Genomic DNA, 19,522 nt, shown 5'->3' on the forward strand with positions numbered 1-19,522 from the left:
TCACCAACGCAGGAGGACCAGATGACCTACCAGAACCCGAACCTTTCATTCAATGAAGCGAAAGCCGAGGCCTTCGCCGAACGCTTTGTCGGTACGCTGAACGAAGCGGCACTTGCGATCATGACCTCGCTTGGGCACCGTGCCGGATTATTCGATGCGCTTGCGGCCAATCCCGGCCACAATTCTCAGGCGCTTTCGCAAAAGGCCGATGTCAACGAGCGCTACCTCCGCGAATGGCTCGGCGTGATGGTGACTTCGGGGGTCGTCGACTATGACCCGCGGACGGGCAGTTACACTTTGCCACCGGAGCACGCGGCATTTCTGACCCGTAGTGCAAGCCCGAACAACATGGCCGTCACGACACAATTCATCGCCATCGCGGCGTCCATCGAATCCGAGCTGCTGGACCGGTTCCGCAGTGGCGAGGGCCTTTGCTATCACCATTTTGATCGCTTTCACGAAGTGATGGCCGAGGACAGCGCGCAGTTGGTCGTCGCAAGCCTTGTGAGTGCTATCCTGCCGGTGGTGCCAGGCTTGATCCAGCGATTGGAGGACGGCATCGACGTGGCCGATTTCGGCTGTGGACGAGGCCAGGCGATGATGGCGTTGGCCAGGGTGTATCCAAACAGTCGCTTTCATGGTTTCGATCTTTGCGAAGACGCCTTCTCCGAGACTGCCGCTGCAGCCCAAACCGAAGGTTTGGAGAACCTGCACTTCGAGGCGCGTGATCTGTCTTCCGCCAATGAAGTGGGCAGGTTCGACCTGGTGACCGCCTTCGATGCAGTTCACGATCAGGCGGATCCCAAGGCGTTTCTGCGTCTCGTCCGGCAGTCACTGCGTTCGGGCGGCGTCTTCCTGATGCAGGATATCGGCGGTTCGCGCGATTTGGAAAAGAACATCGCAAATCCTTTTGCGCCGCTCTTGTACACGATCTCAAGCATGCACTGCACACCGGTCTCCATCGGCCAGGGAGGTCCGGGCCTGGGGGCGATGTGGGGTGTGGAAACAGCCGAAGAGTACCTTGCCGACACCGGATTCGCATCGGTCGAGACGCATCGTTTGCCGCACGATCCCATCAATGCGTATTTCGCCGCGCGTATCTGACCGGGCACCGACAAGGACACATGACATGACAATGATATCCCCCTTCGTCGACGGGCCACGCAGGACTGTTTCAAGTCGCGTGGAGCGCCTTCGACACCGGATCAGAGAAGCCCGCGAAATACGACGCATTCGCCGGAATTTCGGAGATCTCTCGCGGCTCTCGGACCATCTCCTGCGGGATCTGGGGCTCGAGCGGTACGCACAACTGCGGGACCCTGCAATTCCTCACCAATGGCTGAGAAACCACCGAAAGGACTGATCATGAAATCCCAACAACACGGCAGCACGCTGGTGATCGGGGCAGGACTTTCGGGCCTTGCCGCGGCGCGCACCCTCTCCGAACGGGGCCTTCAGGTCACCGTTCTGGAAGCAAGGGACCGGATTGCTGAACCCTGGCGGGCACGCCACCCGGAGCTTCGGCTTAATATACACCGCAAGTTTGCAGGCCTTCCCGGCCAGGAGGCGCCCAAGACCGATGGCGTCTACCTGAAGCGTGACACCGTTGTGGAATATCTTGAAGCCTATGCAGAGGGACTGGCCGCACCAGTCCGATACAGCGAGAAGGTGACCGGTGTGAACCGCACTCCGGATGGGTGGCAAGTCTCCACCGGGATCGGTGAGTATCAAGCTGATAACCTGATTATTGCGACGGGCCGTGAAAGCATTGTGTGCATCCCGGACTGGCCGGGACGCGACCAGTTTTCAGGTGAATTGCTGCACACGGCGGACCTCGGTGATGTGTCCCGTTTCGACGGCAAGCGCGTTCTGGTCGTCGGGGCAGGGAACTCGGGTACGGACACGCTCAACCATCTCGCGCGGCACCGCCCGGCAGAGGTTATCGTGTCTGTCCGATACGGACCTTCAGTCGTTCCGCAACGGATTTTCGGATTTCCGTTGCACCGGCTGGCGCGGGTCTTCGCCGCACTGCCGGCCCGGGTTCTGGATCCGGCCTTTCGGCTGACCGAGCGGGTGTTTCTTGGCAATCTTCGCCGATACGGGCTGACCACCCACCCAGAGGGAGGCGGGACCCGGCTTTTGCGGGACGGTGTGACCTTTGCAATAGATGACGGCTTCGTCGCCGCGCTGAAGGCCGGGCGAATCCGGATCGTACCCAGTGTTGATCGCTTCGAGGGCGGCAACGTCATCCTTTCGGATGGCTCCAGCTGTGCACCCGACGTGGTCATCGCGGCAACCGGTTATCGCACGGGGCTTGAACCGCTGGTGGGACATCTCGGTGTGCTCGACGCCAACGGGCGGCCACACCACCCGATGGGTGAGCGGGACCCGGGAAATCCCGGGCTCTGGTTCACCGGTTTCAAGCCGATCTTCACAGGTTACTTTGATGCCGCCGGGATCGCATCCGCCAGGATTGCAGCCGGGATCACAGCCGGGACTGTCGCTGATGCCCCAAGCATCGCATCGCTTGAAAACCGCGGAGCACGCAAGGTTCACGCGGACAACGGGCGCTCCACCTCGGCAGACGCAACAGGGCTTCCGTCTCAATTACAGTGAGGTGCCGGCCAGCGATGTCCTTGAACCTGCCGATCCCGGCGTGACCCAATCTCGGCATGACAGTGACCCGAGCAGGAACGGCGAAATCAGTTTCGCAGAGGAACCAAGAGAATGAAATTCGTCAAAATCTGCTCAAGCGCAAATGGCGGTTCCTATTTTTCGGATGAACGCTGGACGCTTTCGGAGGGGGATTTCACACCGCCTTCGCCGACGGGCTACAGTGTCACCGAAACCATGGGTGCAACCGGTGTTCTCATGATGCATCACCCCTCCGGTTACAGGGACGAATGGCATTGCGCCCCTGTACCTGTTCTCGGGACAGTTCTCCGCGGATTAGTTCGCATAGAAACGAGCGACGGAGACACGCGGTTGCTTTCGCCCAGTGATCAGTTCCTGGCTGCGGACCTGAACGGCTCGGGGCACAGGATGGAGGAAGCAAATGGCCAAGCGTACGACCTTGCACTCGTCCTGCTGGATCGCATTCCTGACCTGCCGCCCGGGGGGCACCCGGAATGATACTCTACTACATGCCGGGTGCCTGCTCTCTGGCACCGCACATCGCTCTGCGCGAGGCCGGTCTGCGCTATCGTTTGGTCAAGGTCGACTACACCTCGCGACGGACTGCGCAAGGGTGTGACTTTCACCAGATCAATCCCAAAGGGTACGTTCCGGCACTCGAACTGCACGACGGCAGATATCTGACCGAAGTCCCGGTGATCCTGCAATATGTCGATATGATCAGCCCCGAGGCGCGCTTGTTACCCGAAGCGGTATTCGAGCGCCTCAGAGCTCTGGAATGGCTGAATTACATAGCGACCGAAGTTCACAAGAGCTTCAGCCCGCTGTTTCGCCCCTCAACGCCAGAAGCATTTCTGTCGCCAGGGCGCGCGCACTTGTCACGTCGGCTGAGAGTGATTGAGCGACACCTCCAACAACACAGATATCTGATGGGGCAGACGTTTGCGCTGACTGATGCCTATCTTTTCACCGTCTGCCGCTGGCTTGGCGACCAGAATCTTTCGATTGCGGACTGGCCCGCCTTGCAGCGACATTCCGATGACGTTGGTGCGCGGCCGTCGGTCCGAGATGCCCTGGAGCAGGAGGAACTGGCGGGATAAGGCCCGGCCGTGTCCACTGAAGAAACAGAACGGTATAGACCAGGTGGATACTCCCGACGGAGGTGAGAGACCCGCGTGACCGCAACGGCAATTGTCAACGATCTTTTGCAAAGGACGGCTTTGATGATTACTCCCGTGTCTCCAGACCATATCGCGCCACCGGCCAGCCACTACACGCAGGGGTTCCACGTCGCGCCAGGTGCCGCCTGGTCGAAGCGAATGGCGGAATTCATGGATCTGGCCTCCGTGCCCGCACAGACCCGGATCGATGCTGCGCTGGCCGACGAACCGGATTTTCAAGACCGGTGCGGCGCGCAGCGTCTATGACGGGCGCTACAGGTTCAACCGGTATTTCTCGCCGCTCAATTTCAACACGCCGACCACGCTCGACGCCCTGTTTCGCGACAATGACGTCGAGCTTTATGATCTCGAGGTGGATCCGCAGGAAGTCGACAATCTTGCGATGGACCGCGAGCGGAATGCCGATCTGATCCTGTCGCTCAACACCTTGCTCAATGATCTCATCGCCGACGAGGTGGGCACCGACGATGGCGGCTTCCTCCCGATCCGCGACGGGCGCTGGTACTTTCCCCCGAAGTATCGGCTTGATGGAGAAAGCCATTCTCGAAAGCTCCAGTGTCTTGGTGATGGAGGCTTCAACCATCCCCGAAAGTCTCATAATCATCGACGGAAGGGAGGGTTTTCGATCACTTCCCAACGTGGTGATCTCGGTTCATCGGTCTGTCGAAAGCAAAGCGCACGTTTCACTCATAGCCGACTACCTTCTGGCAAAACTGGCACGCACTTCATCCGGAAATGTAGTCGGACAATGAAGTGGTGATCCAAAGAGGTGGTGACGGTCTCATGTCCATTCTCAACGCCTGTCTTTTGACCAATTTGTCCGAACAGACACGCGTGGATCCTGACAAGCGACAATTGGCTTCCCACCTTCTGGTGTCTTAGTCGCACCTGATCAAGCCGCTCCCCGCCGATGGTCAACGTCGGGTGACCATGAAAATTCCCGACAGGCCTGAAAATGGTGACGCCGCTCGGCTCGGTTCGGCCGAATATTCAGTCGCGCGTGCACCTCGTCGAACGAGCCTTTGAACAAAATCTCCCCATCCCACCACAACGGCTGATCGCCGCGGCCGCCGAAGCGATCACACCGCGTCGGTCGTGGCCGCCATTGGCTTCGCCGACATGCAGCCCCCGGAGAGGGCGCCCGACGTTGCGTGAGAAGGGGCTAGGTTGCGGATTGGTCAAGAAAAAACATGCATGCGCATGCAAATATATTGACGATCATAATTGCCTTATTATATTGCATGCACATACAAATAAAATGAAAGCCCGCACGATGAGCGTTGTTACCGTCTACACCGATTATGTTTGTCCCTTTTGCCTGCTGGCAGAACAGGTGGTGACGGTCGCGATCGACGGCAGGGATATAGCCATTTCCTGGCGCGCCTACGAATTGCGACCTGAGCCGGTACCGACGTTGAGGCCGGAAGATCCCTACCTGCCGGCTATCTGGAACCGGTCCGTCTATCCGCTCGCAAACAGGCTCGGGGTCCCCATCAAGTTGCCGTCGATTTCGCCGCAGCCGCGGACAGGCAAGGCCTTTGAACTCCTCGCCTTGGCGCAGGATCTGGGACTGGATCATCGGTATTCCATGGCAGTGCTGCGAGCATTCTTTCAGGAGGATCGCGATATCGGCGATCCCGAAATCCTGATCGAATTGGCAGCGGAGGCGGGGATCGAGTCCAAACACGCCCGGCAGGCTCTCGAAAGCGGAGCTTTTGCCGCCCGCCACCGCGAGGCGCTGCGCCACGCCAGCGAAGACAGGGCGATTACGTCAGTTCCCACGATCGTGGCCGGACAACAGGTTTTCCGGGGTGTGCCCCCGCTGGGCGAATTGCAGCAGGCAATCGACCGGCTCGGCAGCATCGCCGGCAATAGCGGCCGCTCCCGTTAAACGACGCGGCCAAATCGACAGGCATCCGCCTTCACAAACCTCCAACTCCAAAAGGAAAATGCAATGAGCTGGTTTTATCTCGGAATCGCCGTGATCTTTGAGATCGCGGTCGCAATAAGTGCAGGGAATGCAAAAGGGTTCACCCGGTTCTCGTGGACCGTTGCAACCCTGGTCAGCGGGGCTATCGCCACCTTCTTCCTGAGCCTTGCCCTTCTCACCTTCGATGTGGGCGTGGGGTACGCAATCTGGACGTCCGTCTCTGGTGTCGGGATCGTCATTCTCGGCGCGCTGTTCTTCGGTCAGCAGCTCGACTGGAAGAAGGCGCTGGGGATTGTCTGCGTCATCGGCGGTGTCGTCGGCCTGCGCCTCAGTGGTGCTGCCTGACAGGCTGAAACACGGACTATCTCTTTCAATTTCATTCTGAACAAAAGGAACCGCAGATCATGGATAATTCCCAGAAGACCCAAAGCAATGGCACTGCATGGGGCATGCTGTTGCTCGCCAGCGCTTTCGAAATCGGCTATGCGCTCAGTGTTGGAGGCAGCCAGGCATTCACCGTTCTGAGCTGGTCACTTGCCGCCGCCGTATTCTTCCTGCTCACGCTCTACTTCCTCAGCGCCGCGCTGAGAACCATTGATGTGGGCATTGGCTACGCGGTGTGGGCGGGTATCGGCTCCGTAGGCGCAGCCGTCTTCGGCAGCATCTTGCTCGATCAACCGCTGACGTTGATCCAGGCAGTCTGGCTGGGTGTCATTATTGCAGGCGTGGTCTGGCTGAAGCTGGCTGATAGCGCCAAGCTCTCGGAAACGGCCTGATGTGTTCGGAACATTCCTGGTCCTTGAGCCAGCTCATGGAGGCGGCGGTCGCCTTCTCCGTGGACCATGTCCACAATGGCGGGATTCCCTTCACCGCTTTTGTCGTTGACCGGGACGGCACAATAATCGGGCGCGGGGTCAACCGCGTCCGGGATCAACACGACCCGACCGCGCATGCGGAAGTCGAAGCGATCCGCGACGCTTGCCGCGCACGCGGAACACCACACCTGCATGGGGCTATTCTTCTGGCTTCAGGAGAACCTTGCGCCATGTGTTACATGAGCGCGCTTTATGCAGGTATTTCGCAGGTCTTCTTCGCTGCAGATCGTGATGAGGCGGCAACGCATGGTTTCGACTATCGAGACGCATATGGGCTTTTTGCCCAGGATCCGCTGAGCTGGAGGACACCTCATGTGGCCAGACTGTCCGTCCCGGACGCTCTCCGTCCATTCTTGGATTTTGGTACCAGAGGTCAAAGCTGAAGGCGGTCACTTGTTACTGCGCTTGCATGAGCATACATATGTTTGAACAAGCGCAGATACATTCAAAGAGTCTTATCGATCATGTCCAACAGCAGTGGTTCCTGGCTTAAGCTGATCCACGCGGTCGCCAATGTCGAAGCTGATCTCGCCAAGGTCCTGCAAGACCGGCATGGCCTCGGCCTTTCGGATTATCGCGCCCTAGAGATCCTTTCCAGATCGCCCAGCTCCGAATTGCGTATGCAGGAACTGGCCACCCATCTGCAACTGAACCAAAGTTCCGTATCACGCATGGTCGAGCGTCTGGAGCGGGGCGGTTTCACGGTTCGTGATCTTTGTCCTGACGACAAACGCGGCGTCTATACCGTTCTCACCGACAAGGGACGTGCGCATTTTCAAGCCGCGCAGCCCGATTATGAGAGTGCGCTTGAGGCTGCCCTCAAGGAACATGGGAGCGCGGAACTGCTCCTGATCCAATCTGGAAACGCGGGAAAGACAGTCTGACTGGCTGCTGCCTTTCGGCGTGTTGCCCAGCCGACCAGCACAAAAATCCTGGGCGGAATTCTGAGCCTGATCGCCTGAGCCCGCAAGCGTCTCTTTCAACATGGGCGTTCAATGGCGAAAGTGCCGGACAATCAGGCTTCTTTCCGAAGCAAAATGACTGTCCCTGCCGGATCGCAAGTCCAGTGACCCGTCACGTCGGTCAAAGGCTCCAGTTCATCGCGTTTGGGAGAACCCAAAGCCGCCAGGGCAGATACGGGATCGTCGTCGAACATTTCTATCCAGACGTCTGTCTGGCTTTGATGCGGTACCCGGTCGATCCACAATGTCATTGAGCCGAATGAGAAGCCGGTGCTGTCCTTGAGTTCACGTGTTACCTTTAATCCGAGTTTGTCCCGGTAGAAGGCCACCGTTTCGTCCCACCGATACAGCGGCACCTTGATCGCGATGTTTTTGCCCGGTTCCATTTTCAATTCTCTTTCGATGCGTGTTGCCTATTTGTAAAATCCGTCGCGCAGCCTGATGCCGTGTTCCAGCCAGACCTTCATGGCGCAGAGCATTCCCGTCCAGCCTTCGCAGTTTCCCAGACAGGACTTCAAACCCGTTTCGGTTCCCGGCCAGCCGTATTCGTTGATCCGGACATACGTGCGCCCGTCTTCCAGTTCCTGAAAGGTGATGGTCACGGTGGTCCAGGTGCGAGCGTCATCGCTTGCCTCCCATTGCAGAACCACCTTCTCGTTCGGCACCACATCCTGCACCAGAACAGGAAAGGCGCCGGGAAAGTCATGAAAGTCCCAGGTGACCTCGGTGCCTGGTTCAATGCGGCCTCGAGCCCCGCCGGTCGTGAAAAATTCGGAGAGCTGATCCGGCTCGACGACTGCTTCAAACACCTCTGCGACCGGTTTGGATATCCGCCCGCCAACTGTGAATTTCAGTTCCACTGCACCGGTCCTTCTTGCTCTTCGACGCTATTATGTTATAGAATTATAACATGTCAACAGAAGATCAGGATGATGCGCTGTTCAAGGCGCTTGGCCACAGGACCCGCAGGTGCATGCTGGACCTTTTGAAGAACGGTCCGAAAACCACGGGTCAGCTTTGCGAAGCGTTGCCACAGATGGACCGCTGCACCGTCATGCAGCATCTGAAGGTTCTGGAAACAGCTGGGCTGGTAGTGGTCGAAAGACGTGGACGAGAACGTTGGAACCATCTGGATGCCCTGCCAATTCATGCAGTTCACGAGCGATGGATCGGTCCCTATGCCGCCTATGCAGCCAACATGCTGGGGGCTCTCAAGAAGAGCGTTGAACAGAATGAGGATCTTCAAACGCCCGCGGAAGCTGAAAGCGACGACACCTCAAATTTCTGACGATGCGTTGCGTTGCGTAAGTGTCGTTTGAAGCTGAGCGCTTGCGACAAGCATTCTCATGCAGGCGTGATCTCCCTCCGGCGGGGCTATCATCCGCAACCGGGCGCGCGCCTTACACCCAGGTGTCTTCCGCGCTTCTCGACAAACAGCAGATCCTGGTTTCGGGATGGCATTGGTCAATCCCGAATAATTCGATATTGGTATCGATGAGATAAAGCGGAAACGCTCTTCCGAGCGCTTGAATACAGTATTCAATTTCCAGAGAGTGGAGATTGTTGCAAGACTTGCAGTAGCTGGAAAGTGAATATCCTTTCTCCTGCAAGTCCTCGAGCGTTGTGCCGCTGCTTTGTTCCAATGGCTCAAGAATTCTTATGTTTAAAGACATCTTTGGCTCACCGTTTTTATCGTCTAAGCAGCTCCAAGGCGTAATTATTTTTTGGCGATGGGATCACTTGAAACCGTCGTCTTTTTTATGCGCGATCGGAAATGTTCTCAATTCGTGGGAGTACTTAAGTAGTATTTGAAGGGGGACACCCCAATAGGCCTCGGGCGACCGGGAATCTTGGCATGATTTTTACGCATTAAGTCCTGGAACCCGATTGCTTCCCAGACGGAGTTTCCGCCACATCTGCGGGTCGATATTGAACGCGGAATCTTAAATGCCCCCAGCTTCAAAAGATGATTGCGTTGCCAAATGCCTTCACAACATTGCCGTGCGCATGCTGCGAGCCGAGCGATAATGGTCCGGATCGCGCGGCCGGAGGATTTACCGCAACTGCTTCGGCTGATCCGGGACCATGCACGGTACGAGGGCGGGGCAGCCACCATCGAACAAAACGTGTTGGATCGAATCCTTGAGGTCGAGGTTCCACCGGTTCGGATCTTTGTTGCCGAGATTGATCAAATTGCAGGATATGCCGCGCTGACGACGGATTATTCGCTCTGGTCCGGAGCGCGATACGGTCATCTCGATTGCCTCTTCGTATCGGCGGAATATCGGGACAATGGCGTCGGCCAGGCGCTGTTCTGCAAGGTGCGTGAAGCGGCGCAATTGGCCGGATGTGTTCGACTTGAATGGCAGACGCCTGACTGGAACAGGCAAGCGACGGCATTTTACAGAAGAAACGGCGCCAATTGTTTATCGAAGACCCGTTTTGTTCTCGAGCTGGGAGCAAAATCGCAAGACTTGGTCTGATCGGCCTGATTGGCCCGGGCAAATCGAGGTGATTCCAGACTTTTGTTCGACATTTTCGACTAAATAGGCCGACTTCTGAAATGCGGATTCAGGCTTTCTTCAGCTTTAGATTGCTCAATGATCTGGTGCAAGTTGGCGCTAATCATGAAGTCGCGGCATGTCTACAGAAGTCAACATCCTCATTCGTTCCATGCGTCAGCTGGTACCCAATCCGGAGACGAGCGCGATCCTGTCTGCTATGGGGGTTTCCTACTGGGCCTATGACCCGGTTGCAGAAGAGCTGTGCTGGCAAAGAACGGATCCGACATCTGTCAGAGGGTATCGTCTGGCAAAACTGTCCATTCACAGGGCGCTTCAGTACTACGTGCAGCGGGACAGAACCCGCTTCTTGCAGGTGATTTCCAACGCGGTGGAGCACGGTCTGTCTCAGACGACCCGCGTGACCATGAAAACGGATGGCAGTTTAAAGTCCTACGACCTGGTAGCCTCTCGAATTTCAGGCAAGCCGGCGTTTCTGATCATCGGGCTGATGAAGGAGTGCCTGCCGGAAGCGCCCGTAAACGCGGACTTGCCAGACATTCTGCAGAACCTGTCCAACGTCTTCATTTCCAACGCCAGTGCAGTCCTGATTACCGACAACAAGGGGGTGGTGCGGTCCGCCAATCGCCAGTTCCTGAAACTGTTCGGCATCAATAACGCCAAACAGATCGTTGGACGGGATGCGAGAACGATCCCCAACTACATAGGCAAGAAGCTCGCCTCGGCATTTGCCGAGATCTTGAGGAGCAACTTTGCGTCCAAGGGAACGCTTAAATTGCCTCGTTCCGAGGGAGAGCCTGTCGAGGTTCTCTACGATCTCCACCCGATGGTGCTGGACAATCCAAACGGCGGCATCATCTTTGCCGGCGAACTTGCCACCCATTCAATGGAAATCTCCGCCTCCGAAGTTCTGGATGCGGTGCCTACGCCAATTCTGGTTGCGGATCTGGATTCTCGCCGGATCAAATACGCCAACAAGGCCGGCCGCGGCGAACTTGGCCTGTCCGCCAGGCAGATTGGAACCGAACGCCTTTCCGACACGCTCATGAGTGCCAACGACGTGCGCGACCTGACACTTGTTCTCGACAAGGTCGGCTGGGATGCCGGACGCGTGTGGCAGGTTCAAAGCCATATCGGCCTCAAGCGCCACTACCGCATCCGCACATGTTTCATTGGCAAGCAGTCCTCCCGGCAAGTGGTGCTCGAGTTTCTGCCGGTTCGGCTGGAAAAAGACAAACCTGGCAATGAGAAGGCGCAAAACTTCTTCACGCGTCTGCTTGACATGAGTTTCAACTGAACCGCCCGTCGAAGGTCGCCTTTGAGACCTGCTCACGCAGGTCTCTCTTGTGCAAGGCATTTCACTGGTTCGCTCTTCATCGAACCGCACCATACCGGCCATTTGCCGTCAGATCGTGACAGTCATTTCCTCCATGACAGATCCATAACCACCTGCCATCAGACCGGTGATTTTACCGTCCACGAGATGAAGATCGACGGTAATGACACTCGGCGAAGCGGGGGTCATGAAGTGCCCCTGTTCAATCACGAGCCGAGACTTTTTCTCGTTCAGCAGGTCATGGAGCACGCAGGCAAGCGGGCCTGCAGCCATCCCTGTGGCGGATTCCTCTTCAATCGCATAGCGCGGTGCGAACATGCGGGTGGTGGCGTCGGCTTGCGTGGCGCTGCGGTCGGTCGTGAAGACATAGTAGCCGATCAGGTCCAGCTTGTTGCTGATGTCGTTGATCTTCGACTGGTCCGGGGCAATCCGTTTCAGGACATCGGCATCGCGGACAGCAATCACGATGAAACTGTTGCCTGTATTCACGAGAACCGGACGCAGGCGATCATCCAGTTGCTCTTCGTCCAGCCCGAGCGACGCCAGGACGTCGGCTTCGCTGACGCCGCGGTCTGCCCACTCCGCGCTCCGTTCATATGTCGGGGCGAGCTGCTCCATGTAGGCCGCACCGTTCTTGATGACGATCTTGCGTGGGCCGTCGACGGTTTCCTTCGAGGTAACACCCTCCCGTACCCGGCCGAGTTCCGCCATGTAGCTGAAGGTTGCGATTGTCGCATGGCCGCAATGGGCGATCCGCCGGTTCGGCGTGAAGAAGTCCAACTTGAACCCTTCCGTCGCCGATTTGGACACGAATGCGGTTTCTGACAGCCCGATCTTGCCTGCTACGGACAGCATGTCTGCTTCCGACAGGCTGTCAGCGTCAAGGACGACACCCGCCGGGTTGCCGCCAAAGGCTTCCGAGCCGTTGCGGCGGGTAACGAACCCGTTCACGATACGAGCGACAATTTCTTTGGCTTCATTCATCTCAACATCCTTTCCGTCATTAACTGGACACAAGAATGATGACGACTTATTACTCTTTCAATGCCTTAATACATGAGTCAGTTTCATGAATGAGCGGGACGAGCTGCAAAACCGGTTGTTGCTGAATGCATCGTTGCTGCACGCGATCGCGGAGGAAGGCAATTTCTCTCGGGCTGCTCTTGCGATTGGGCTGGAGCAATCAGCTGTCAGTCATCGCATCAAGTCTCTGGAAGCCGCGCTTGGCATCCGGCTTTTCGAACGGACAACCCGGCGTATTGTGCCCACGGAAGCTGGGCGGATCGTCTGCGACGCCGCGCAACGTTGCCAGGAGATCCTGGGCAGTGCCTTGTCCCGGATAACGGACGTAAAAACGTCCAGGACCATCCGCTTGTCCGTGTCGTCCTCGGTCGCCATGAAATGGATCGTTCCGGCTCTCCAGCGGGCGCAATCTGCCGGCCTTGATCTCGTGGTAGATGTGGAAGACAGGCTCATTGATCTTCATGCGGGCGAAGCGCAGGCCGCGATCCGCTACGGTGCCGGCCCCTATCCCGGTTTGCATGCCGAAGCGCTCCTGACGGCGCAACTGGTGCCCGTCGCTCGGCCCGGCCTCCTGGAAGGACCGATGGTTCCCGGTGGGGAGCAGTCCGCTCTGCTTGCCGACAAGTCCGGCACATCGGACGGGACCGGCTTCAGCTGGAGCGATTATTTCAAGGGCCGGAACTGGGCAGAGCCGCCTGCAAAGCCCGTGAGCTCCTTCGCCCGGGCGGATCTTGCGATCCAGGCTGCCATCAGCGGTATGGGCATCGCGCTCGGTCGGACGCTGCTGATCGAAAACGACATCGAGGCAGGATTTCTGGAAGTCGTCGGGCCGCCTGTCGCCTCGAAAGCAAAATACTGGCTTGTCACGACGGCCGCCTATGCGGGCACGGAGGGTTACCGCGACCTGCGAGCCTGGATCGGCAGTGAAATCGAGACCGCGCGCGACCAGCACAGAAATCTGCTTGCCCGGGTCTGAACGCCTCTTGGACAATGGGAACTGACCTTATGAGCGCCCTAGCGCCTTTTTAATGAGAGGCAAACAGCATCTTGTTGACGTTCACAAGATGCTCTTCCATGGCTTGTCGAGCGCCTGAAGCATCCCGATTTTCGATGCACTCCAGTATTTTTCCGTGCTCGTCACTGTGGACCTGGCGCAATTCGGGCCGGAGGGTGTTCTTCTTCATGACCCCCCATTCGGTTTCGTTGCGCACTGCGCTGACGATGTCATAGACCTTGCAGAACAGATAGTTTCTCGCAGCTATTGCAATAGCCCGATGAAACTTGTCGTCGGCCTGTTCGAATTCAGCGATGGAGATCGCCTTCAGCGATTGCTGATAGGCGTCCCGAACGTTGCCAACTTCCTTCGCGCTGCCGCGCGTTGCTGCCATAGCGGCAACGTCGGGTTCAATCGTCAGCCGCAACTCCATAACTTCCTGCGGCCCGGAATTGCGCGCAATCTGCTCGAAAAAATCGTCGTGATCCTGCGCTTGCTGGTCCAACTCGCTTGAATCGGCAACAAACGTACCACTGCCAACGCGGCGGATAACCTTTCCCTCCGCCTCAAGTGCAGTCAGCGTCTTGCGGATGATGGTCCGGCCACCTCCGAATTGCTCCATCATTTCCTTTTCGGTCGGGAGCCGGTCTCCGACGCTCAATGTTCCGTCGCTAAGACCGGTTTCGATAAAGCTGCGCAACGCATCGGCTACGGACCGGGCGCGCTCGCGTATATTCTGCTCTGCTTCAACTGGCTTCATGGCTCAATATTATTCACTTAATGATATCCTTTTGAGGATCATTATAGGCAAAAGGGTTATATTTAGCAAGCTCGCTCGAATTCACCATCTCCTTATTTTTCTGATAGTTAGCCAGTTACGCACAAAATTTCCAAGATCAAAAAGAACTCAAAAAGATATTAAAAATAAAAAGGTGCTTGTAAGGTTGCGGATTGTTGGTACTCTAAAAGGATCAATTCTAACACCGCGAGGGGAAAATGAGCGTGGAAATCATCACTGTCGGAAAACTGACCGAAGCAATTGCAAAGCGGAAAATCCCGCTCAATGCCGCGACCAAAGCGAACGGATTTGTCTTCGTGTCCGGCCTGCCGCCGGTCAACTGGCAAACCGGCGAGCTTGTACGTGGTGACATCGAGACCCAGACCCGTCAGTGCCTTGAGAATGTCAAGGCGACTTTGGAGGCGGCCGGTTCGTCTCTGAGCAAGGTATGCAAGACCACGATTTACGCGGTCAACTGCGCTTACTTCAATGAAATCAATGCGATTTATGCGGAGTACTTTCCGGATAATCAGCCGGCGAGGACCTTTGCTACTGTCGGCGCCTGGCCGTGGGAGTTTGATATCGAGATCGAAGCAATCGCACTCGCCTAGTCGCTGGGGGCCGCAATGAAACTTTGCAGAATAGGAGACCCGGGCCTGGAACGGCCCGCGATGATCTCCGTCAACGGTAGAATACTCGACCTTTCAGGCGTGATTGACGATATCGACGGAGCCTGGTTGGCATCCGGTGGGATCACGACGTTGCGGGGTGTTGACCCCTCAAGTCTTCCTGAAGTGAACAACGGCATCCGGCTGGGTGTGCCCGTAGCGCGCATCGGTAAGATTGTTTGCGCGGGCATGAACTATCGGGACCACTGCCTGGAAGCTGGCCTGCCGATCCCGGAACAGCCTGCGCTGTTCATGAAGGCAACCTCTTCGCTGAGTGGTCCCAATGATCCGGTCGTTCAGCCCGCCGGATCGACGCAGCTCGACTGGGAAATTGAACTTGCCGCCGTCATCGGCCGGACCGCACGTTCTGTGTCGTCTGACGAAGCCTTGTCCTTTGTTGCCGGATACACAATTCTGAACGACGTTTCAGACAGAGACTTTCAGTTCAATCACGGTGGCCAGTGGTTCAAGGGAAAGAGCGCAGACACGTTTTGTCCGGTGGGGCCGTGGCTCGTCACAGCGGACGAGATTAACGATCCTCAAGCCCTCAGTCTCAAACTGTCAGTGAATGGCAAGGAGATGCAGTGCGGCAATACATCGTCGATGATATTTGGCCTTGCCGAACTCATCGCCCATGTAAGCAGCTACATGACACTTGAGCCAGGCGACATCCTTAGCACTGGGACGCCTCCCGGTGTGGGCATGGGGCAAAAACCCGATCCACGGTGGCTCGCGCCTGGTGATATCATGCGGCTCGAGATCGAGGGCCTCGGCGCTCAAGAGCAGAGGGTCGTCTCATGAGCCTGGTACTATCGATGGACAGTATGCAGCAACCCGATACAGAAGAGATCCTTCTGGAATTCCGCAACCTGAGCAAATCCTATGAGACACGTGGTGGGGCCGTGCTTGCGGTGTCCAACCTGAACCTGCAGGTCCGGGATGGCGAATTCCTGACGATTGTTGGCCCGAGCGGCTGCGGAAAGTCGACGCTCCTGAACATGCTGGCCGGACTTGAGAGGCCGTCCGAAGGAGAAATCCTGCTTCGTGGGCGCCCTGTTGCCGAAGCGCAGCGCGAAATCGGCTACGTGATGCAGAACGACAATCTGTATCCCTGGCGAACGCTCATTCAGAACGTGATGTTTCCCTTGGAAATCCGTGGGATACCAGCCCGGAAACGGAAGGCGATCGCCGAGGAATATCTGGCCAAGGTTCAACTGGACGGTTTTGAGGACAAATATCCCTACGAGCTGTCTGGCGGCATGAGACAGCGAGGCAACATCGTCCGTGCTCTGTCTTTTTCACCCAGCCTGCTGATCATGGACGAGCCGTTCGGACCACTCGACGCCCAGACTCGACTGCTGTTGCAAATGCAACTTCTCGAACTTTGGCGAGAAGAGAAGAAGACGGTGATCTTCATTACGCACGACCTTCCCGAAGCCATCGCTCTCGGGGATCGGGTGATGGTGATGAGCGCGCGGCCTGGACGGGCAAAATGTTTGCTCGACGTCGATATTCCGCGCCCGCGCGACATTTCGCACATCCACGAGGAAAGTAGTTATCGCGAACTTTTGACCCGATTGGGGGACGAATTGGCGGAGGAGATCAAGATTACCGTCGCTTCGAAAAGAGGGGGGTAGACCCGATGCAATGGAATTTCTCTGTCAAACAGAAGGTGATTTCCTGCCAGCTTCTGCTTTGCTTCGGCCTCCTGTCGTTCTGGCAGTTCGCCTCCGGTACCTTGATAGATCCGTTCTGGGTGTCCCGGCCAACCGATATCGCGCATTACATCACCGATTGGGTCTTCCAGGGTGACTTTTGGCATCACTTCAAGTTCACCATGGCCGCCACCTTCATTGGTTTTACAGCCGGTGGGATTACGGGGTTCTTTACAGGCTTGATCCTCGGTCGTGCCGAGTTCTGGGCGCGCGTGCTGGATCCGTTCCTGGTTGCTATCAACGGCATTCCGCGAGTTGCTCTCGCGCCGTTGTTTGTTGTCTGGTTCGGTATCGGTCTCATGCCGAAGATAGTTCTGGTGTTCACGCTGGTTTTTTTCGTGATCTTCTACAATACCTATTCAGGCGTCAGGAGCGTGGAGAGCCACTATCTGGATCTGGCCCGCGTGATGGGAGCCAATGACCGGGTGATGTTCAGGAAGGTCATCCTTCCGGCCGCCATGCCTTACATCTTTCTCGGGATCAAGCTGTCGATACCATATGCGCTGATCGGCGCGATCATCGGTGAATTCGTGGCATCAAGCGCTGGCCTGGGCTGGAAAATCCAGGTGGAAACAAGTCTCTACAATACAACAGGAACGATGGCCGGGCTGATCGTTCTCATGACGATCGTCATGGTGATGAATTGGGGACTGGACCATATGGAACGTCACCTTCTCGCCTGGCGGCCACGGCAGAAGACCCTGGGCGCGGAAATCTAGTCCCGCCACAAGTTATAAAAAGCAAAAAAACAAGCAACACCAAGACATGCTCCCTTGGTGAACAGGAAAACTGCAAGCTGATTTTGAAATATCACCTGAAGAAGGAGGACTGACATGCATACCAGAAGATCAATTCTTAAAGTTGGCGCAGCGGCAACCGCTCTTGCGTCAATAACAGGTACCCGCTCCGTATTCGCAGCTGAACCGGTCACCATCACCCAGGCTGTCACGGCGCTGGCCTTCATCCAGAATTATGTCGCTGACAGTCAGGGCTTTTTCGAAACGAACGACCTCAACGCACATTTCATCGACACACGTGGCGGTGGCCCGGATGTCCAGCTGGTTCTGGCAGGACGCGCCGACTTCACCACCAACGATGGTGCGCAGGTGCTGCCTGCCGTTCAAAGGGGGCAGAAACTTGTTTGTGTCCTCAACCTTTTGAACCGCTCCATAATCAATGTCACGATGAGCAAGCGAGCCGCGGAAGCCGCGGGTGTGAGCGAATCCTCACCCTTCGATGCCAAGGTTGCTGCCCTGCGCAACATGCGCATCGGCGTCACGCGTCCAGGGTCGCTGACCTGGCAGACTGCTCGTTCGAACCTCATCAATGCGGGAATGAATCCGGACACGGACGCACAAGTCATCGGTGTCGGTGGGGCCAGTGCACTGGCGGCCGCGCTCGAGAATGACAACATCGACGCCATGTATATTTCCGTGCCAATCGGTGACCGGGTTGTCGCCCGCGGTAATGGCATAACGCTCATCGACAATGCGCGGGGAGAAGATCCAAACATTCCATACTTCTTGATGGAAGGCCTTTGGGTCACGCCACAGTTTATTGATCAGCACCCGGAAACCGTCGGCAAAGTCGTCAAGGCCCTGCACAGCGCCTCGAAGTTCATTGTCGAAAAATCGTCTGAAGAGGTCGCCAATGCAGTCAGCCATGTCTTCGGGCAGATCGATCGCGACGTGCTCGTGGCGGCCTGCGACCGCGTGAAGGGAGCGGTTTCTGTCGATGGCATGGTGCGTGAGGAAGAACTGGACTCGACTACCAAAGTTCTGCGGGAAAATGGCTTTCTCACCGAGAACTTCACGGTGCCGGACATTTTCGACCCTCGGTTCCTTTGATATCGGCCGGGTGCGGTCCCGCGCCCGGCTTCACAAACCCAACGGGATACTCCAATGCAGTTTGTAAGCTACAAGTGGCTGGACATGCCTCGTCTTGGCGTCCTTCGAGACGGACTTGTCTACCCTCTCGATGTGTGTGGTTTCGATGGCCATCTGCTGGACCTGATCGACGCTGGACCACATACCCTGGACGCAGTCAAACGGACACTAGGACTGCTCACGACAGATCAGTCGGTCGGGCCACTTTCTGACCTGACACCGCATGCGGCTATTCCCCGACCTCGCCGAACGATCTTTTGTGCGGGTAAAACCTATAGAGATCACGCGATCGAATACTCCAAGAGCGGCTACGACAAAACGGATGCTCAGGAAGTACCGGACAAGCCTGTTGCGTTTTTCAAGCTTGCCGAATGCGTGGTCAGTTCCGGTGATAGCGTCGAAGCGCAGCCAGACGTTACAGAAGAAATGGATTACGAAGCCGAACTGGCTTTTGTGTTGAAGAGTGGTGGGCGTCATCTGTCCGGCGAGAAAGCCCGCGACGCGATATTCGGATACTTCCTGGTCAACGACCTGACAGCAAGAGACTGGCAAAAAGGTCATGACCAATGGGTCGTTGGCAAGTCCTTTGACGGGTACATGCCTATGGGCTCGGTGATTGTCACGGCGGATGAAATCTACGACCTCAACCAGCTTGCCTTTGAATGCTATGTCAACGACGAGAAACGTCAGCATGGCAATCCAGCCGACCTCTTGTTCAAACCCCAGGACCTGATCGAGTATTTCTCCAGGGGTATCACGTTGTTGCCCGGTGATATTTTCTCAACCGGCTCACCACTTGGTCCGGGGATCGGGTTTAAACCACCCAAATTTCTCCAGCCAGGCGACAATGTCAGGATCTGTTCCCGGCAGATGGGTGTCTTGGAAACGCCGATAATTTGATCTTCTGACGTTTCTAAGTATCTGAATAAATTGAGATATGACAAGAAACCGGTTCTTGTCGGAAGCTAGAGTAACGGCAAGTACGCACTTAACGGGAACGCCTCAATGAGCACCGAAC

Annotated in this window: 25 protein-coding genes; 21 read left to right on the plus strand and 4 right to left on the minus strand. The window is 56.7% G+C overall.

Translation table 11 applies throughout. From position 1 onward, the window contains the following. Positions 1–21 precede the first annotated feature (21 nt). The 11 genes from ACYQ54_RS25420 to ACYQ54_RS25470 all read left to right on the plus strand — a co-directional run bounded on the left by ACYQ54_RS25420 (position 22) and on the right by ACYQ54_RS25470 (position 7,504). Positions 22–1,104, plus strand: coding sequence for a class I SAM-dependent methyltransferase (locus ACYQ54_RS25420; RefSeq protein ID WP_460087448.1), 1,083 nt, complete (start codon positions 22–24; stop codon positions 1,102–1,104). A 261-nt stretch (positions 1,105–1,365) separates the two neighbouring features. Further along, a complete protein-coding gene (locus ACYQ54_RS25425) occupies positions 1,366–2,616 on the plus strand; it encodes a flavin-containing monooxygenase (RefSeq protein WP_460087450.1) in 1,251 nt (416 codons plus the stop codon). 111 nt (positions 2,617–2,727) lie between these two features. Further along, positions 2,728–3,132, plus strand: coding sequence for a cupin domain-containing protein (locus ACYQ54_RS25430; RefSeq protein WP_460087452.1), 405 nt, complete (start codon positions 2,728–2,730; stop codon positions 3,130–3,132). After that, a complete protein-coding gene (gene gstA, locus ACYQ54_RS25435) occupies positions 3,129–3,734 on the plus strand; it encodes a glutathione transferase GstA (RefSeq protein ID WP_460087454.1) in 606 nt (201 codons plus the stop codon). The genes ACYQ54_RS25430 and gstA overlap by 4 nt, the downstream gene beginning before the upstream one ends. A 123-nt stretch (positions 3,735–3,857) precedes the next feature. Continuing rightward, entirely contained in the window at positions 3,858–4,061 is a 204-nt protein-coding gene (locus ACYQ54_RS25440) for a hypothetical protein (RefSeq protein ID WP_460087455.1), read from the plus strand. Continuing rightward, positions 4,003–4,575 (plus strand): hypothetical protein, encoded by a 573-nt coding sequence (locus ACYQ54_RS25445; RefSeq protein WP_460087458.1) that lies wholly within the window; start codon positions 4,003–4,005, stop codon positions 4,573–4,575. Before ACYQ54_RS25440 ends, ACYQ54_RS25445 begins: the two co-directional genes overlap by 59 nt. A gap of 195 nt (positions 4,576–4,770) precedes the next feature. Then, positions 4,771–5,706 (plus strand): DsbA family oxidoreductase, encoded by a 936-nt coding sequence (locus ACYQ54_RS25450; protein ID WP_460087459.1) that lies wholly within the window; start codon positions 4,771–4,773, stop codon positions 5,704–5,706. 63 nt (positions 5,707–5,769) lie between these two features. Beyond that, the gene (locus ACYQ54_RS25455; protein WP_460087462.1) at positions 5,770–6,090 is read left to right on the plus strand and encodes a DMT family transporter; all 321 of its coding nucleotides are present in this window, start codon (positions 5,770–5,772) and stop codon (positions 6,088–6,090) included. 59 nt (positions 6,091–6,149) lie between these two features. Further along, positions 6,150–6,521: a DMT family transporter gene (locus ACYQ54_RS25460; RefSeq protein ID WP_460087465.1), complete on the plus strand. Its 372-nt coding sequence runs from the start codon at positions 6,150–6,152 to the stop codon at positions 6,519–6,521. Beyond that, entirely contained in the window at positions 6,521–7,003 is a 483-nt protein-coding gene (locus ACYQ54_RS25465) for a nucleoside deaminase (protein WP_460087466.1), read from the plus strand. The genes ACYQ54_RS25460 and ACYQ54_RS25465 overlap by 1 nt, the downstream gene beginning before the upstream one ends. 81 nt (positions 7,004–7,084) lie before the next feature. Beyond that, a complete protein-coding gene (locus ACYQ54_RS25470; protein WP_460087469.1) occupies positions 7,085–7,504 on the plus strand; it encodes a MarR family winged helix-turn-helix transcriptional regulator in 420 nt (139 codons plus the stop codon). Positions 7,505–7,635: 131 nt separating this feature from the next. Here the strand turns inward: ACYQ54_RS25470 and ACYQ54_RS25475 are convergent, their stop codons facing one another. Together ACYQ54_RS25475 and ACYQ54_RS25480 are read right to left on the minus strand one after the other, a co-directional pair. Then, on the minus strand, positions 7,636–7,968 hold the full coding sequence (locus tag ACYQ54_RS25475; RefSeq protein WP_460087470.1) for a VOC family protein: 333 nt from the start codon (positions 7,966–7,968) through the stop codon (positions 7,636–7,638). Between the two features lie 27 nt (positions 7,969–7,995). Further along, positions 7,996–8,442, minus strand: coding sequence for an SRPBCC family protein (locus ACYQ54_RS25480; protein WP_460087472.1), 447 nt, complete (start codon positions 8,440–8,442; stop codon positions 7,996–7,998). Positions 8,443–8,492: 50 nt separating this feature from the next. Between ACYQ54_RS25480 and ACYQ54_RS25485 the strand changes: the two genes are divergently transcribed. From ACYQ54_RS25485 to ACYQ54_RS25495, 3 genes are all read left to right on the plus strand, one after another. Next, positions 8,493–8,870 (plus strand): ArsR/SmtB family transcription factor, encoded by a 378-nt coding sequence (locus ACYQ54_RS25485; RefSeq protein ID WP_460087473.1) that lies wholly within the window; start codon positions 8,493–8,495, stop codon positions 8,868–8,870. 739 nt (positions 8,871–9,609) lie between these two features. Then, entirely contained in the window at positions 9,610–10,065 is a 456-nt protein-coding gene (locus ACYQ54_RS25490; RefSeq protein WP_460087476.1) for an N-acetyltransferase family protein, read from the plus strand. 157 nt (positions 10,066–10,222) lie between these two features. Continuing rightward, the gene (locus ACYQ54_RS25495; protein WP_460087477.1) at positions 10,223–11,401 is read left to right on the plus strand and encodes a PAS domain-containing protein; all 1,179 of its coding nucleotides are present in this window, start codon (positions 10,223–10,225) and stop codon (positions 11,399–11,401) included. A 108-nt stretch (positions 11,402–11,509) separates the two neighbouring features. Here the strand turns inward: ACYQ54_RS25495 and ACYQ54_RS25500 are convergent, their stop codons facing one another. Continuing rightward, positions 11,510–12,424: a PhzF family phenazine biosynthesis protein gene (locus ACYQ54_RS25500; protein WP_460087478.1), complete on the minus strand. Its 915-nt coding sequence runs from the start codon at positions 12,422–12,424 to the stop codon at positions 11,510–11,512. Between the two features lie 85 nt (positions 12,425–12,509). On the opposite strand from ACYQ54_RS25500, the gene ACYQ54_RS25505 reads away from it, so the two are divergent. Then, entirely contained in the window at positions 12,510–13,439 is a 930-nt protein-coding gene (locus ACYQ54_RS25505; protein ID WP_460087481.1) for a LysR family transcriptional regulator, read from the plus strand. 49 nt (positions 13,440–13,488) lie between these two features. On the opposite strand, the gene ACYQ54_RS25510 is transcribed toward ACYQ54_RS25505, so the two are convergent. After that, a complete protein-coding gene (locus tag ACYQ54_RS25510) occupies positions 13,489–14,217 on the minus strand; it encodes a FadR/GntR family transcriptional regulator (protein WP_460087483.1) in 729 nt (242 codons plus the stop codon). A 236-nt stretch (positions 14,218–14,453) separates the two neighbouring features. On the opposite strand from ACYQ54_RS25510, the gene ACYQ54_RS25515 reads away from it, so the two are divergent. The 6 genes from ACYQ54_RS25515 (at position 14,454) to ACYQ54_RS25540 (ending at position 19,404) form a co-directional block, all read left to right on the plus strand. Continuing rightward, on the plus strand, positions 14,454–14,846 hold the full coding sequence (locus ACYQ54_RS25515) for a RidA family protein (RefSeq protein WP_460087484.1): 393 nt from the start codon (positions 14,454–14,456) through the stop codon (positions 14,844–14,846). 60 nt (positions 14,847–14,906) lie between these two features. Further along, a complete protein-coding gene (locus ACYQ54_RS25520; RefSeq protein ID WP_460087487.1) occupies positions 14,907–15,704 on the plus strand; it encodes a fumarylacetoacetate hydrolase family protein in 798 nt (265 codons plus the stop codon). After that, positions 15,701–16,540 (plus strand): ABC transporter ATP-binding protein, encoded by an 840-nt coding sequence (locus ACYQ54_RS25525; RefSeq protein WP_460087488.1) that lies wholly within the window; start codon positions 15,701–15,703, stop codon positions 16,538–16,540. The genes ACYQ54_RS25520 and ACYQ54_RS25525 overlap by 4 nt, the downstream gene beginning before the upstream one ends. A gap of 5 nt (positions 16,541–16,545) precedes the next feature. Continuing rightward, the gene (locus ACYQ54_RS25530; protein ID WP_460087491.1) at positions 16,546–17,337 is read left to right on the plus strand and encodes an ABC transporter permease; all 792 of its coding nucleotides are present in this window, start codon (positions 16,546–16,548) and stop codon (positions 17,335–17,337) included. Between the two features lie 114 nt (positions 17,338–17,451). Then, positions 17,452–18,465, plus strand: coding sequence for an ABC transporter substrate-binding protein (locus ACYQ54_RS25535; protein ID WP_460087492.1), 1,014 nt, complete (start codon positions 17,452–17,454; stop codon positions 18,463–18,465). A gap of 54 nt (positions 18,466–18,519) precedes the next feature. After that, positions 18,520–19,404 carry a fumarylacetoacetate hydrolase family protein gene (locus tag ACYQ54_RS25540; protein ID WP_460087494.1) on the plus strand — a complete coding sequence of 295 codons (885 nt, stop codon included), beginning with the start codon at positions 18,520–18,522 and terminating at the stop codon, positions 19,402–19,404. The last annotated feature ends 118 nt before the right edge of the window (positions 19,405–19,522 follow it).

It is taken from the genome of Roseibium sp. LAB1 (genome assembly GCF_054658235.1).

Bases quoted from the DNA above. Each gene is read 5' to 3' on its own strand.
- ACYQ54_RS25440 (WP_460087455.1), top strand. From the start codon at position 3,858: ATGATTACTCCCGTGTCTCCAGACCATATCGCGCCACCGGCCAGCCAC.
- ACYQ54_RS25525 (WP_460087488.1), top strand. From the start codon at position 15,701: ATGAGCCTGGTACTATCGATGGACAGTATGCAGCAACCCGATACAGAA.
- ACYQ54_RS25495 (WP_460087477.1), top strand. From the start codon at position 10,223: ATGTCTACAGAAGTCAACATCCTCATTCGTTCCATGCGTCAGCTGGTA.
- ACYQ54_RS25515 (WP_460087484.1), top strand. From the start codon at position 14,454: ATGAGCGTGGAAATCATCACTGTCGGAAAACTGACCGAAGCAATTGCA.
- ACYQ54_RS25520 (WP_460087487.1), top strand. From the start codon at position 14,907: ATGATCTCCGTCAACGGTAGAATACTCGACCTTTCAGGCGTGATTGAC.
- ACYQ54_RS25470 (WP_460087469.1), top strand. From the start codon at position 7,085: ATGTCCAACAGCAGTGGTTCCTGGCTTAAGCTGATCCACGCGGTCGCC.
- gstA (WP_460087454.1), top strand. From the start codon at position 3,129: ATGATACTCTACTACATGCCGGGTGCCTGCTCTCTGGCACCGCACATC.
- ACYQ54_RS25510 (WP_460087483.1), bottom strand. From the start codon at position 14,217: ATGAAGCCAGTTGAAGCAGAGCAGAATATACGCGAGCGCGCCCGGTCC.
- ACYQ54_RS25455 (WP_460087462.1), top strand. From the start codon at position 5,770: ATGAGCTGGTTTTATCTCGGAATCGCCGTGATCTTTGAGATCGCGGTC.
- ACYQ54_RS25500 (WP_460087478.1), bottom strand. From the start codon at position 12,424: ATGAATGAAGCCAAAGAAATTGTCGCTCGTATCGTGAACGGGTTCGTT.
- ACYQ54_RS25530 (WP_460087491.1), top strand. From the start codon at position 16,546: ATGCAATGGAATTTCTCTGTCAAACAGAAGGTGATTTCCTGCCAGCTT.
- ACYQ54_RS25445 (WP_460087458.1), top strand. From the start codon at position 4,003: ATGCTGCGCTGGCCGACGAACCGGATTTTCAAGACCGGTGCGGCGCGC.
- ACYQ54_RS25535 (WP_460087492.1), top strand. From the start codon at position 17,452: ATGCATACCAGAAGATCAATTCTTAAAGTTGGCGCAGCGGCAACCGCT.
- ACYQ54_RS25460 (WP_460087465.1), top strand. From the start codon at position 6,150: ATGGATAATTCCCAGAAGACCCAAAGCAATGGCACTGCATGGGGCATG.
- ACYQ54_RS25425 (WP_460087450.1), top strand. From the start codon at position 1,366: ATGAAATCCCAACAACACGGCAGCACGCTGGTGATCGGGGCAGGACTT.
- ACYQ54_RS25475 (WP_460087470.1), bottom strand. From the start codon at position 7,968: ATGGAACCGGGCAAAAACATCGCGATCAAGGTGCCGCTGTATCGGTGG.
- ACYQ54_RS25505 (WP_460087481.1), top strand. From the start codon at position 12,510: ATGAATGAGCGGGACGAGCTGCAAAACCGGTTGTTGCTGAATGCATCG.
- ACYQ54_RS25465 (WP_460087466.1), top strand. From the start codon at position 6,521: ATGTGTTCGGAACATTCCTGGTCCTTGAGCCAGCTCATGGAGGCGGCG.
- ACYQ54_RS25540 (WP_460087494.1), top strand. From the start codon at position 18,520: ATGCAGTTTGTAAGCTACAAGTGGCTGGACATGCCTCGTCTTGGCGTC.
- ACYQ54_RS25430 (WP_460087452.1), top strand. From the start codon at position 2,728: ATGAAATTCGTCAAAATCTGCTCAAGCGCAAATGGCGGTTCCTATTTT.
- ACYQ54_RS25420 (WP_460087448.1), top strand. From the start codon at position 22: ATGACCTACCAGAACCCGAACCTTTCATTCAATGAAGCGAAAGCCGAG.
- ACYQ54_RS25450 (WP_460087459.1), top strand. From the start codon at position 4,771: ATGGTGACGCCGCTCGGCTCGGTTCGGCCGAATATTCAGTCGCGCGTG.
- ACYQ54_RS25485 (WP_460087473.1), top strand. From the start codon at position 8,493: ATGTCAACAGAAGATCAGGATGATGCGCTGTTCAAGGCGCTTGGCCAC.
- ACYQ54_RS25490 (WP_460087476.1), top strand. From the start codon at position 9,610: ATGGTCCGGATCGCGCGGCCGGAGGATTTACCGCAACTGCTTCGGCTG.